The organism is Streptomyces sp. NPDC007875 (assembly GCF_042868035.1).
In the GTDB taxonomy this organism is placed as follows: Bacteria; Actinomycetota; Actinomycetes; order Streptomycetales; family Streptomycetaceae; genus Streptomyces; species Streptomyces antimycoticus.
Genome location: NZ_JBIADZ010000003.1, coordinates 562859 through 575862, shown reverse-complemented (window position 1 = coordinate 575862; position 13004 = coordinate 562859). Strand labels below are relative to the sequence as shown.

Genomic DNA, 13004 nt, shown 5'->3' with positions numbered 1-13004 from the left:
CCGGATCAGCGCCCCTGCCACTTGGGTTCGCGCTTCTCCAGGAACGCCGACACACCCTCGTTCGCGTCCTCGGAGTTGAGCGCCACGCCCACGGCGAGGTGCTCCATCACCATCAGCGACTGGGTGTCGGCATCCAGGCTGCGGTCGATCGTCATCTTCGTGAGCCACATGGTGAAGGGGCTCTTGTCGGCGAGGTGGCTGATGAACTCCTCGACTGTCGCGTCCAGCTCATCGGCCGGGGCCGACTTGTTGATCAGGCCGAACTCGGCAGCCTCGACGCCGGAGAGGAGCTTGCCGGTGAGCATCAGCTCCTTGGTCTTGCGGATGCCGATCATGCGCGGCACCCGGTAGATCGGACCGGCCCCGCCGAACAGCGCGCGGCGGATGTGGAAGTCGCCGATCTTCGCGTCGTCGGCGGAGATGGCGAAGTCGCAGGAGATCATGATCTCGAAGCCGCCGGCGGTGACATGGCCCTCCAGGACCGCGACCGAGGGGGTCTTCATCGAGTACAGGCGGTCGCACACCTTCGCGGACTTCACCGCGACGTCGATCGCGTTCGACTTGCCGACGTACTCGGCCTTCAGGCTGTCGAGGTCGAACCCCGAGCAGAACGTGCCGCCACGGCCGCGCACCACCAGGACCCGAAGCTCGGGGTCCTCGTCCACCTCGGTGATGATCTCGTCGAGCCGGTCCAGGATCGGCACGGTGACGCAGTTCTTCTTCCACGGACGGTTGAGCCACACACGGGCGACGTGGCCGTCGCGCTCGAACTGGATCTCTTCTTCCGTTGTCATCCCTCACCCCTCTGAAACTGAACTGAATTCACTACAACTTTGATTCCAGAGCCGCATGGTGTCAAGCCCTTGATCGAGACATACCTAATCGGGTTCAGGCAGCGGGGCGGGTGGCGAGGCCCACGAGCCCGGCGAGCCGGGCCCGGTGCTGGTCCGCCGTGCCGAACAGCACCTCGGCGCCGCGCGCCCGGCGCACGTACAGATGCGCCGGGTGCTCCCAGGTGAAGCCGATCCCGCCGTGCAGCTGGACATACTCGGCCGTGGCCAGGCGGAAGGTCTCGGAGCAGACCACGGCGGCGGCACAGGCGGCCACTGGCAGCTGAGGCGAGGCGATGGCGGCGCAGGCGGTCGCGTACGCGGCCCCCGAACGCGCCGCCTCCAGCGCCACCAGCACATCGGCCAGCCGGTGCTTGACGGCCTGGAAGGATCCGATGGGGCGGCCGAACTGGTGGCGCTGCGCCACGAAGGCGACCGTGGCCTCCAGCGCATGCCCGCTGCCGCCGACCTGCTCGGCCGCCAGCGCGGCCCGCCCGGTGTCCAACGTGGCCGAAACCGTGCCCTCGGACTCCTCCGCCGTGCCCACGACAGTGGCCGGGGCACCCGAGAACTCCACCAGCGCCTGGCGCCGCGTCCCGTCCAGGACGCGGCGTGGACTCCGCCGGCAGGTGCCGGGGGCGGGCTCGCAGGCGAAGAGCCGAGGTCCGTCGGGTGTTCCGGCCCGTACCAGGAGCAGATCCGCACCGGCCCCGTCGAGCACGAAGTCCGCCTGCCCGCGCAGCACCCAGCCGTTGCCCCCCTGTTCCGCGACAACACCGGGCTCGCCGGACTCATCGAGGCCGCCGGGACCACCGGGGCTGCCGGGACCACCGGGGCTGCCGGGACCACCGGGGCCGAACCCTGCCACGGTGGCGGTGAGCGTACCGTCGGCGATCCGGGGCAGATAGCGCTCGCATGCCGTACGGTCGCCGCTGAACAGCAGGGCGTGCGCGGCCAGGACCACCGTGGGCAGCAGCGGCGCGCAGTGCAGGGCGCGCCCTGATTCCTCCAGGGCCACGGCCAGCTCGGCGAAGGTGAAGCCCGACCCGCCGTACTCCTCCGGAATGGCCAGGCCGTGGACGCCGATCTCGCCCGCGAGCCGCGCCCAGAGCGCTTCGTCGTATCCGCGCGGGGTGGCCAGATGCTTGCGCACCTCCTCGACGCCACTCGCCTCGGCGTAGAGGTCCCGCAGGACGGTGCGCAGTTGTCGCTGTTCGTCCGTTTCGGACAGCAGCTGGGGGTCGATCTCGGGGTGGCGACGGTGCATGGGATCTCCATCGTGCTCGTACGGCGGGCGAGGAGCGCAAGAATTGAACTCAATTCATGACCGTAGGCATGGGACTCCAGGCAGGCAAGACCATCCGGCGCCAGGATCGGGGCGGGCCCGGATCCGCTCAGGCGGTGAACCGGCCGCCATTGGCGAGCAGCACCGCGCCGACGAGGTTCGCCGCGGCATCGCTCGCGAGGAAGAGGGCGATCTCGGATATCTCCTCGGGTGTCGCGTACGGGCGCACCCTCGGGTCGGCGAAGGCCGACCGCAGCGCCTCGGGGGTGCGGGCCGCCATCCCCGTGTCCGTCGGCCCCGGCGCCACCAGGTTCACGCGGATCCCGGACGCGATGACCTCCTTGGCCACGGCTTGGGCCAGGGCGTGCACACCCGCCTTGGAGGCGGCGTAATGGGGGTAGCCGACGGGGGCGTCGAAGGCCGACGACGATCCGATCACCACGATCGCCCCGGCCCCGCGGGGCCGCATGACCCGCACCGCGGCGCGCAGCACATGGAAGGTTCCGTCCAGGTTCACCCGCAGGACCCGCCGCCAGGAGGCGTCGTCGAGGGAATCGGTCAGCTCGACCGGCCGCCCTTCGACGGCCGCGTCCGCGATGCGTTGCTTCGCCTCGGGGTCGTCGACCCCCGCCGCGTGCACCAGGACGTCGAGGCGCCCGTGCCGCCGCAGCGCCTCCTCGAAGGCGTTGTCGACGCCCGCCGCGTCCGTGACGTCGAGTGCGACCGCCCGGGCGGCGGGCAGTTCCCCCGCGACGGCCGCCGCGCCGTCGCCGTTCACGTCCGCCAGGACGACGGCCCGCGCCCCTTCCGCGGCCAGTTGCCGGGCGACCGCCGCGCCCATGCCCGAGGCGGCTCCCGTCACCATCGCGACCCTGCCTGCGAACCTCCCCGTACGGACCCCTTCGTATGTCACACCGATCCCCTTCCGTTGCCCCTGCCATCTATTGAACCGACTTCACCTCTGTTACCGTGGCAGCCGCAGCGCTGACAAGACCCGGGACGGTGAAGATGAGGGCACTGCGGCTGACAGCCTGGGGCGAGGCCCCGGCACCGGCAGAGGTTGAGCGGCCCGTCCCCCACGGCACCGAGGTGCTGGTGCGGGTCGAAGCCGCCGGTCTGTGCCGCTCCGACCTGCACGTCATCGACGGTGCTCCGGGCGCGCTCCCCTACCGGCTGCCGTTCACTCTCGGCCACGAGGTCGCCGGGCAGGTCACGGCCCTGGGGCCCGACGCCGACGGGGTGAGCGCAGGTGACCGCGTGGTGCTCTACGGGCCGTGGGGCTGCGGCTCCTGCGCGCGGTGCGCCGCGGGCGCCGACAACTACTGCGACCGGCGGGACACCCTCGCCTGGCACGGGGCGGGACTGGGCCGGGACGGCGGAATGGCCGAGTACCTGCTCGCCCCCTCCGCCCGCCATCTGGTGCCGATCGGGGACCTGCCGGCCGACCAGGCCGCCCCGCTCTCCGACGCGGGCCTGACGTCCTACCACGCCGTGGCCGGGCTCCGGCACACACTCGGCGAGGGCACCACCGCCGTCGTCATCGGTGTCGGCGGGCTCGGCCACCTGGCCGTCCAGGCCCTCCACGCGACCACCGCGAGCCGTGTGCTGGCGGTGGATGTCCGGGAGGACGCCCTGGCTCTCGCGGAACGCTCCGGCGCGGACTTCAGCACCCTGATGCGACCGGACACCGCCCGCGTCCTGAGGGCGCGGAGCGGTGGCGTGGGAGCGGACGCCGTATTCGACTTCGTCGGCGCCCCGCAGACGCTGGAACTCGCGACCAGCGTCCTGCGCCCCGGCGGCGAACTCGCCGTCGTCGGAAGCGGGGGCGGCAGCCTGACGGTGTCCAAGCCGGGTGTCCTCCCACCCGGCTTCCGGCTCTCACTGCCCTTCTGGGGAACGCGCCACGAACTGGCCGCGGTCGTCGCACTGGCACGTTCGGGGGCGCTCCACGTCGAGACGGAGCGCTTCGCGCTGTCCGCCGCCGCGGAGGCGATCGACCGGCTTCGCCGGGGCCGGGTGCGGGGCCGGACCGTGCTCGTACCGGACTGATCACATTCGCGGTGGACTGACGGCTCCGGCTCATGGACGCGGGGCTTATGGGGCGCGCGGGCGCGCGGGCGCGGGAACTCACGGATGTCGGCAACTCACCGATGCGGAAGGGAAGTTCAGCATGCGCTTCGACGGAAAAGTAGCGATCGTCACCGGCGGCGCCCGGGGCATGGGTGTCACGCATGTACGGGGGCTGGTCGCGGAGGGCGCCCGGGTCGCCGTCTGCGACCTGCTGGACGACGAGGGGGAGGCCCTGGCCGGGGAACTCCCCGGCACGCGGTACTGCCACCTCGACGTCACCGACGAAGCGGAGTGGCAGTCCGTCGTCCGCACGGTCGAGCACACCCTTGGCCCCGTGGATGTCCTGGTCAACAACGCGGGGATCATGCTCTACGGCGGTGTGGAGCAGCAGTCGCCCGAGCGCTTCCGCCGGATCGTCGACGTCAATCTGGTGGGCGCCTTCCTCGGCATGCACACCATCCTGCCCGGCATGCGCGACCGCGGCCACGGGGCCGTCGTCAATGTCTCCTCTGCCGCCGGCATGACGGGTTTCGCCGGTGGCATCGGCTATGTGGCGAGCAAGTGGGGGGTGCGCGGGATGACCAAGGCCGCCGCACTGGACATGGCGGGCAGCGGGGTGCGGGTGAACTCCGTCCACCCGGGTGTCATCCGTACGCCCATGGGTGAGACCGCCTCACCCGCGCTCTTCGCCCATCAGCCGGTGCGGCGCATCGGGGAGCCCGAGGAGGTCACCCGCATGGTGCTCTTCCTCGCGAGCGACGACGCCTCCTACACGACGGGCGGGGAGTTCCTCATCGACGGCGGCCAGACCATCGGCCACGGCGGCCACTCCGCGGATTAGAGCGGCGCTGAGCCCGCGGCCGTGCGTGGCGGCCTGCCGCCACCACGGCCGCCCGCTACACATCCTTGCGGACGGTGAGCAGGGAACCGATCCCGATCAGACAGACCAGCATGACGAAGAACGCCGGGGAGAGCAGGTTCCCGGTCCGGTCGACGAGGAAGGCGGCGATGTACGGAGCCGTACCTCCCGCGAGGACGGTCCCGACGTTGTACCCGATCGCCATACCGGTGTAGCGGACCCGGCGTTCGAACAGATGCGGCCACAGACTCGCCGCCGGGACCTGCACGAACGCACTGCTCAGCATCAGGAGCATATACGCCAGACCGGCCAGCGCCAGGCTGTCCTGGCCCATGAGCATCATCGCGGGGTAGGCGGTCACCAGGAAGCCCAGCAGCCCGCCCATCAGGACGCGACGGCAGCCGAATCGGGCGGCGAGCCGGCCGGCCGGCACCATGAGCAGCACGGTGACGAGCACGACACCCGCGCTCAGCCAGTACACCAGCGTGGTGTCGTATCCCAGGTTGGTGGTCAGGTAGATGCCGATGTACGTCAGCCCGAGGAAGATGGCGCCGCCCTGTGCCATGGCCAGGCCGATGGACTGCAGCAGCGCCGTACGGTGAGTGGCCAGGACCTCTCGGATCGGAGCGGTGGGGATGTCGGCGCGCTCTGCGGCTTCCTTGAATTCCGGGGTGTCCTCGATCCGCAACCGGGCCCACAGGCAGACGAGGGTGAGCGGCACGGCCATCAGGAAGGGCAGCCGCCAGCCCCAGTCGCCCATCTGTTCCTTGGTGGTGAGGGCGGAGATCGCTCCGGCCGTCGCGGCCGCGAACATGAACCCGAGATTGGAACCGATGGGCGTGACGGAGCCGAGGAAGGCTCTGCGCTGGGGTGGCGCCGACTCGTAGATGTAGGTGTAGGCGCCGACCGACTCGCCACCCGAGGAGATGCCCTGCGCCAGCCGGGTGATGAACAGGAGCACCGCGGCGAGCACGCCGATCTGGCCGTAGGTCGGCAGCAGTCCGGTGATGCTGCTGGCCACCCCCATGCACAGCACCGAGGAGACCAGCGCCTTGCGACGCCCCCAGCGGTCGCCGATCCATCCGAAGAAGACACCGCCGATCGGCCGCACCACGAGGCCCGTGGCGAACACCGCGAGCGCCGCCAGCGTCGAGGCCGCTGGATCGTCGCCCGGGAAGAACTGCGGAGCGATCGCCACCGCGAGATAGCCGTAGACGCTGAAATCGAAGTACTCGATCAGGGTGCCGATGCTCCCGGCGAGCATCGCGCGGCGCACCGTACGGGGATCGTACGACGCCGACTGCTCCGGCGGCGCGGGCTCCTCCCCCGGCGGCGCGGGCTTCTGTGTAGTGCTCATGTTCCGGCTCCCTTCCCCGCGGCAAAGTCCGTACCCTGCCGACGCCCGGGACGCTACAGAACTGAACTCAGTACAGCTAGCCGTCGAACGGGAGTTTTCTCCGGGGGCACGGCGGAGGCCGTGGGCACGATCACGCCCGCGGGCCGGAAAGGCTTCGCGCATACGGCGTCCGACCTGCAGCTCAGTCGGCGGCGGAGTACCGCGTGAGACGGTGACCGCATCGACACACGCCGACCGGTTGATGATCTGAATTGGATTCGGTTTACTCGAAAGGAGCGGGGCACATCGCGTGCGGTGCCCGCGCTTCGGATCTGCTTCGTGTCGTGTGTGCGCGGTCGCGCGCCCACGACACGAAGTGTCGCCGTACACGTAGGCAGTAGCCAAGCTCGGGAGTGCAACGTGCCCATCGGGTTCGAGATCGATGAACAGGTCGCCGGGATCGCGCGGCGCACCGCCGAGTTCGTACGGGAGGTGGTGATACCCGAGGAGCAGGCGTGTGACGGCAACGTCCATGCCGGGCCGGAGCCGCTGCGCCGCCGGCTTCAGGACGCGGCCCGCGAGGCGGGGGTGTTCGCCCCGCACGTCGGCGCCGAATGGGGCGGACTCGGGCTGGATCTGTGCGGACAGGCCGTGGTGTTCGAGGCGGCCGGGTACTCGCTGCTGGGGCCCCTCGCGCTCAACTGCGCGGCTCCCGACGAGGGCAATACGCATCTGCTCGAGGTGGTGGCCACGGAGGAGCAGAAGGAGCGGTATCTGCGCCCGCTGGCGGCCGGTGAGGCGCGCTCGTGCTTCGCGATGACCGAGCCGGCGCCGGGCGCCGGCTCCGACCCGCGTGCGCTCATGACGACCGCGACGAAGACCGACGGCGGCTGGCGGATCGACGGCCGCAAGTGGTTCATCAGCGGCGCCGACGGCGCGGCCTTCGCCATCTGCATGGCCCGCACCAGCGGCGGCCCCGGCGACGCGGGCGGCGCGACGATGTTCCTCATCCCCGCCGACAACCCCGGCATGAAGATCGTCCGGAATATCGACACTCTGGACCAGGGCCTCTTCGGCGGGCACAGCGAAATCGCCTTCGAAGGCTGCGAGGTCGGGGACGAGGCCGTGCTGGGCGAGGTGGACCAGGGCTTCGCGTATGCCCAGGTACGCCTCGGGCCCGCGCGCATGACCCACTGCATGCGCTGGCTCGGCGTGGCCCGGCGGGCGCAGGACATCGCCCTGGAGCGCGCGGCGGACCGTTCCGCCTTCGGCAAGCCGCTGGCCGAACTGGGCATGGTGCAGCAGATGCTGGCCGACTCCGAGATCGACATCGAGACCAGCCGGGCCGTGCTGTGGCGGGCCTGCTGGGAGCTGGACCAGGGCCGCCCGGCCGCCCAGCACACCTCGATCGCCAAGACCTACGTCTCCGAGGCGGTGAACCGGGTGGTCGACCGGGCCGTCCAGATATGCGGTGCGCTCGGCATCTCGGGGGACGCCCCGCTGTCGCGGCTGTACCGCGAGGTGCGTCCGTTCCGTATCTACGACGGCCCTTCCGAGACCCATCGCTGGGCCATCGCCAAGCGCGCGGTGCGGGCGGCGCGGGAGCGGCGGGGCACCCGATGACCGGCTCCGGGACGACGGTGGCCGGAGTGGATGTGGCCGCGTTGCAGCGCTACTTCGAACGCCACGTACCCGAGTGCGCGGGCCCGCTCACGGTCACGCTGCTGCAGGGCGGGCGCTCCAATCTCACCTACGCGGTGACCGACGGGGCACACCGGTGGGTGGTGCGACGGCCGCCACTGGGGGTGCTGACACCGACCGCACACGACATGGGCCGCGAATACCGCGTCGTCGCGGCGCTCGGCGACACCGCGGTGCCGGTCGCCCGGGCCGTACTGTCGTGCACGGACCCGGAGGTGATCGGGGCGCCGTTCTGCGTCGTCGACTTCGTGGAGGGCACGGTGCTGCGCGACGGCGAGGAGGCCGCCGCGCTCCCGCCCGGCGACGCGCGGCGCGCCGCTGACGCGCTGGTGGACGCCCTGGTCACACTGCACTCGGTGGACGCCACCACCGTAGGGCTCGGGGACTTCGGCCGGCCCGACGGCTATCTGGAGCGCCAGGTGCGGCGATGGCGTGGGCAGTGGGACAAGGTCGCCACGCGGAGCCTGCCCGACCTCGACGAACTGCACGGCAGGCTGGCCCGCTCGCTGCCCGCGAGCGGCGCCCCGGCCATCGTGCACGGGGACTACCGCCTGGACAACGTCATCCTGGCCCCCGGCGAGTTCGGGCGGATCGCCGCCGTCGTCGACTGGGAGATGGCCACGCTCGGCGATCCGCTCGCCGACCTCGGGATGCTGCTCATGTACTGGGACCGGACCTGCGAACCGGTCCTCGGGGCGCGCCACGTTCCGACGGCCAATTCCGGTTTTCCCTCGGGCCGCGAGGTGGCCGAGCGATACGCCGAGAAGTCCGGACGGGACATCGATGGCCTGCCCTTTTACCAGGCGCTGGGCTGTTTCAAGCTCGCCGTCATCGCGGAGGGCATCCACGCCCGCTATTCGGCGGGACAGACGGTCGGAACGGGATTCGAGCGGGTCGGCTCCGCGGTGCCCGCGCTGTTGCGCTCGGGGCTGGAGCTGCTGCCGTGACCGCTGACACCGGAGATGCCACGCGAGACCCCATGCCAGATGCCACGCGAGTTGCCACCCAAGATGCCATGCAAGACGGAGGAGAGCCCGTGCGAGACCGACTGTCCGGACAGGTCGCCCTGGTCACCGGCGCGACCGGCGGTATAGGAGCCGCCGTCTCGCGGCGGATGGCCATCGAGGGCGCCACGGTGGTGGTGACCGACGTGGACGCCGACCGCTGCGAACAGCTGGCGGAGGAGCTGACGAAGGAGCTGGCGGCCGAGGGAGCGCGCGCGATGGGCCTCGCGCTGGACGTGAGCGACGAGGAGGCGTGGCGCGGCACGGTCGAGCGCGTGGTCTCCGAACTGGGCGGCCTGTCCGTGCTCGTCAACAACGCGGGTATCGCCAAGATGCGCACCGTGGAGACGGAGACCCAGGAGTCCTGGGACAAGGTCATCGCGGTGACCCAGGGCGGTGTCTGGCTCGGCATGAAGCACGGTGGTCCCGCGATCGAACGCTCCGGGGGCGGCTCGATCGTCAACATCGCGTCGATCTTCGGCACGGTGGGCGGCTTCGGCAGCCAGTTCTCGTACCACGCGGCGAAGGGTGCGGTGCGGCTGATGACGAAGAACGCCGCCCTGCACTGGGCCACGCGCGGCGTCCGCGTCAATTCGATCCATCCCGGTTTCATCGAGACCCCTCTCTCACGCGAACTGTGGCGGGGCACTCCCCGTCACACCGCGATGGTCGAGGGCACCCCCATGGGGCGGCTCGGCACGCCGGATGAGGTCGCGGGGGCCGTCGCGTTCCTCGCCTCCCAGGACGCGAGCTTCGTGACCGGCTCCGAGCTGTACGTGGACGGCGGCTGGACGGCACGCTGACGCGCCACCACCCCCTAGCGGCGGACGAGCCAGGTGGCGGGGCGGCCGGCGGTCAGTCCGTCGCCCGCGGCGCCCTCGTCTGTGCCGCCGTGGCGGTGGTGGTGGTGGTGGTGGTGGCGGTGGCGGTGGCGGTGGCGGTGTCCGCGGCGGTCAGTCCGAACACCAGGGCCGAGGCGATGCCACCGGCGTAGGCGCGGTGCCACAGGCCGCCGGTGTCCGACCCGGCCGCGAGGAGTCCGTGGAGCGGTTCGCCGTCCCCGCGCAGGACGCGGGCCCGGTCGTCGATGCGCACACCGTGAAAGGGGAACGTGATGGCCGGTACGGTCTCGATCACGTAGTACGGCGGTTCGTCGAGCGGAAGGCGGTCCAGCCGCCGGCCGGGCACCGGCTCCAGCCCCGCCGCGGCGTCTTCGTTGAACAGCTTGACCGCGTCGCGTACGTCGTCACCCCGATACCCCCATTCCTCCGGGAGGTAGGCCAGTTCGTCGAGGTCTTCGGCGAATCCCACACGGCCGCCCCGCTTGCCGGCCAGGGCGAACTTGTCCACCGCGACCGCGCCCTCGACGTACGACCCGACGACCCAGTCACGGAACACCCGGGCGTCAGCGATGAGCAGACCCCGGCTCTCGGGCTGCTCCAGCAACGCCATGGCCGTGAGGTGGTCGCCCAGCGTCTCGTCCACGAACCGATCGTTGCGCACGTTGAACAGGAGCGCGTGCTCGCTGTAGTAGAGCGACAGGTCGACGAAGTCCGCCGGGTCGGCGAAGGAGATGCCGCTGGGGATGAGATGGCCGTAGAAGCCCGCGTCATCGTGGCCGGTGGCGGCACCGACCTGGGTGGCCAGACGGTATCCGCCGCCGCGGCTGAAGGAGTTGGAGCGGAGCTGCATGCTCTCGGCACGGGGGTGCACATGCGCGGTGCGGAGTTCCGGATCGCCCTGAAACCCGCCGGTCGCGATGAGCGTGGACCCGGCGCTCACGCGCATGCGCGCGCCATCGGCCAACCGCAGCTCCGCCCCCGTCACGACCCCGTCCTCGACCACCAGCCGTTCGGCACACGTCTCCAACAGCAACGCGCCACCGCCTTCGCGGACGACCCGACGACAGGTGTCGACATACTGATGGGTGTCGAACTGGTGCCCGCGACCGAAGCTGAGGACGCGCTGCGCGTCCTTGACCTCCACGTCGAGCGAACGAATCCATGAGACGCCTTCGGGAAACCGATCCACGAGGGCGCGCTTGAGCGCGGCGTCTCCCCATGGATTGTGCTGGTCCATGACGTCATGGCTCGGCGCGGTCCACGCGTAACCCGCGAAGCGCGCTGAACCGCCGACGTCCGCAGCGATCTCCACGACCATGACGGACAGACCGTTGCGAACAGCGCGGGCACCGGCGGTCAACCCCGCCATTCCCGCACCGATGACCAGCAGATCGACATTCTCCACGCGCACGTGACTCCCCTCCGGCGATGAGCTCGACGGCTCGCCAAGGGCGGCGACACGCCCTTGGCGACCCTCTCAGAAAAACCGAATCCAATTCAAAACACAAGCATTGGGCTCTGCTGCACCGGCATTGTCGAAAGTGAATCGCTTTCAGGATAAGGAAGGGCTCTCAGCGCTCCTGCAGCGCGGCCAGGGCGTGGACGGTCGCGGCGGTGTCCGGGTACAGCCGCCGGTAGAGGGCGTACAGCTCGTCGTAGCGCCGGGTGTGGTCGGTGCGGGGCGTCACCGTCTCACGCACCGGGTTCCAGTCCTCGAGGGAGGCGTCCCCGACGAGCTGCGCGGCCAGCAGAGCATTGCCGTAACCGGCGCCGATGGTGATGGTGCGCAGCTCCTGCGGGCGGCCGGTGATGTCGGAGACGATCTGCGTCCACAGGGAGCCCTGGGTGCCGCCGCCGACGGCGACCACGCGGCGGATGTCGCCGCCGGCGGCCTCGATGACCTCGATGTTCTGGCGGACGCCGAACCCGGTGGCTTCGAGTGCGGCCCGGTAGAGGTCGCCGCGAGTGTGGGACAGGGTCAGCCCGGCGATCACTCCGCGGGCGTCAGGGTCCATGATCGGGGTGCGCTCCCCGGAGAAGTACGGGAGCATCAGCAGGCCATTGGCGCCGGTGCCCGACTCGGCGGCCAGCGCGGTGAGTTCGGCGTGGTCGCCGTCGGCGAACAGCTCCCGCAGCCAGTTGGCGACCGCACCGGAGGTGGCCATGCCACCGGCCAGATTACGCGTTCCGGGCAGGGCGCCGACCGTGCCCCACAGGGACGGGCTGGTCAGCGGCTTGGGCACGGTGTGAATGAGGAACATGGTGGTGCCGTACATCAGCATCAGATCGCCGATGTGTTGCGCACCCACGCTCAGGGCCTCGGCCCAGGCGTCGATGGTGCCGGTGGTGACGGGGATCCCGGTGGGCAGGCCGGTCTCCTCGGCGGCCTCGGCGGTGAGGGCGCCGGCCGCCTCGCCGGGCCAGCGCAGTGGCGGCAGGTCGATGCCGGGGGCGACCTCGGCGGCCCAGGGGGCGTACCACTCGCCTGCGAGCGTGTCGTACAGCGGGGTGCACTGGCTGGCCGAGTGGTGGTCGAGGACGTAGTTTCCGGTGAGCTTCCTGACCAACCAGGAGCTCGGCATGTACAGCCGCCGGGCCCGTGCGTAGACCTCGGGCTCGTGCTCGGCGATCCAGGCGATTTTCGGCCCGGCGGCCTGTGTGGTCAGGGCGGAGCCGCAGCGGCGGATGATCTCCTCGGCGCCGAGCCGCGCCTCGATGCGCTCGATCTGGTGGACCGAGCGGGTATCCACGCCGTACAGAACCGCGGGGCGCAGCGGGGTGCCGTGCTCATCGGCCAGCAGGACGCAGGGCCCCATACCGCTGACCCCGACGGCGACTACGGTGGTGTCACCGGCGGCGGTGTCATCGGCGGCGGTCAACTCCCGGGCGAGTTCGACGAACTCGCGCCACCAGACGGCAGCGTCCATCTCGAATTGACCGGGGCCGGGCCTTGCGGGGGTGTGCTCCCGAGTGGCCGAGCGGATCAGTGTGCCATCGAGGCCGACCAGGACGCCCTTGCTGCTCGAGGTGCCGATGTCCACACCGATGACTGCGTTGCGAGGCATGGCGAGCACGCT

Annotated in this window: 11 protein-coding genes; 5 read left to right on the top strand and 6 right to left on the bottom strand. The window is 70.8% G+C overall.

The genetic code is table 11. From position 1 onward, the window contains the following. Positions 1-5: 5 nt before the first annotated feature. The 3 genes from ACFYOY_RS09215 to ACFYOY_RS09205 form a co-directional block, all read right to left on the bottom strand. Positions 6-794 carry an enoyl-CoA hydratase/isomerase family protein gene (locus ACFYOY_RS09215; RefSeq protein WP_020866740.1) on the bottom strand — a complete coding sequence of 263 codons (789 nt, stop codon included), beginning with the start codon at positions 792-794 and terminating at the stop codon, positions 6-8. Positions 795-888: 94 nt separating this feature from the next. Next, positions 889-2097, bottom strand: coding sequence for an acyl-CoA dehydrogenase family protein (locus ACFYOY_RS09210; RefSeq protein ID WP_388585775.1), 1209 nt, complete (start codon positions 2095-2097; stop codon positions 889-891). 127 nt (positions 2098-2224) lie between these two features. Further along, entirely contained in the window at positions 2225-3028 is an 804-nt protein-coding gene (locus ACFYOY_RS09205; protein WP_388585772.1) for an SDR family NAD(P)-dependent oxidoreductase, read from the bottom strand. Positions 3029-3123: 95 nt separating this feature from the next. Between ACFYOY_RS09205 and ACFYOY_RS09200 the strand changes: the two genes are divergently transcribed. Then, positions 3124-4164: an NAD(P)-dependent alcohol dehydrogenase gene (locus ACFYOY_RS09200; RefSeq protein WP_351903225.1), complete on the top strand. Its 1041-nt coding sequence runs from the start codon at positions 3124-3126 to the stop codon at positions 4162-4164. 121 nt (positions 4165-4285) lie between these two features. Then, positions 4286-5026 carry an SDR family oxidoreductase gene (locus ACFYOY_RS09195; protein ID WP_388585770.1) on the top strand — a complete coding sequence of 247 codons (741 nt, stop codon included), beginning with the start codon at positions 4286-4288 and terminating at the stop codon, positions 5024-5026. A 55-nt stretch (positions 5027-5081) separates the two neighbouring features. On the opposite strand, the gene ACFYOY_RS09190 is transcribed toward ACFYOY_RS09195, so the two are convergent. Next, the gene (locus ACFYOY_RS09190) at positions 5082-6401 is read right to left on the bottom strand and encodes an MFS transporter (protein WP_351903169.1); all 1320 of its coding nucleotides are present in this window, start codon (positions 6399-6401) and stop codon (positions 5082-5084) included. 399 nt (positions 6402-6800) lie between these two features. On the opposite strand from ACFYOY_RS09190, the gene ACFYOY_RS09185 reads away from it, so the two are divergent. The 3 genes from ACFYOY_RS09185 (at position 6801) to ACFYOY_RS09175 (ending at position 9888) form a co-directional block, all read left to right on the top strand. Next, entirely contained in the window at positions 6801-8003 is a 1203-nt protein-coding gene (locus tag ACFYOY_RS09185) for an acyl-CoA dehydrogenase family protein (protein WP_351903166.1), read from the top strand. Continuing rightward, entirely contained in the window at positions 8000-9028 is a 1029-nt protein-coding gene (locus tag ACFYOY_RS09180) for a phosphotransferase family protein (RefSeq protein ID WP_388585766.1), read from the top strand. Before ACFYOY_RS09185 ends, ACFYOY_RS09180 begins: the two co-directional genes overlap by 4 nt. 89 nt (positions 9029-9117) lie before the next feature. Next, positions 9118-9888: a glucose 1-dehydrogenase gene (locus ACFYOY_RS09175; protein ID WP_351903161.1), complete on the top strand. Its 771-nt coding sequence runs from the start codon at positions 9118-9120 to the stop codon at positions 9886-9888. Between the two features lie 52 nt (positions 9889-9940). Here the strand turns inward: ACFYOY_RS09175 and ACFYOY_RS09170 are convergent, their stop codons facing one another. Beyond that, positions 9941-11332 (bottom strand): FAD-binding protein, encoded by a 1392-nt coding sequence (locus ACFYOY_RS09170; protein WP_388585763.1) that lies wholly within the window; start codon positions 11330-11332, stop codon positions 9941-9943. 166 nt (positions 11333-11498) lie between these two features. Next, positions 11499-12992 (bottom strand): FGGY-family carbohydrate kinase, encoded by a 1494-nt coding sequence (locus ACFYOY_RS09165; protein WP_351903155.1) that lies wholly within the window; start codon positions 12990-12992, stop codon positions 11499-11501. Positions 12993-13004: the final 12 nt, after the last annotated feature.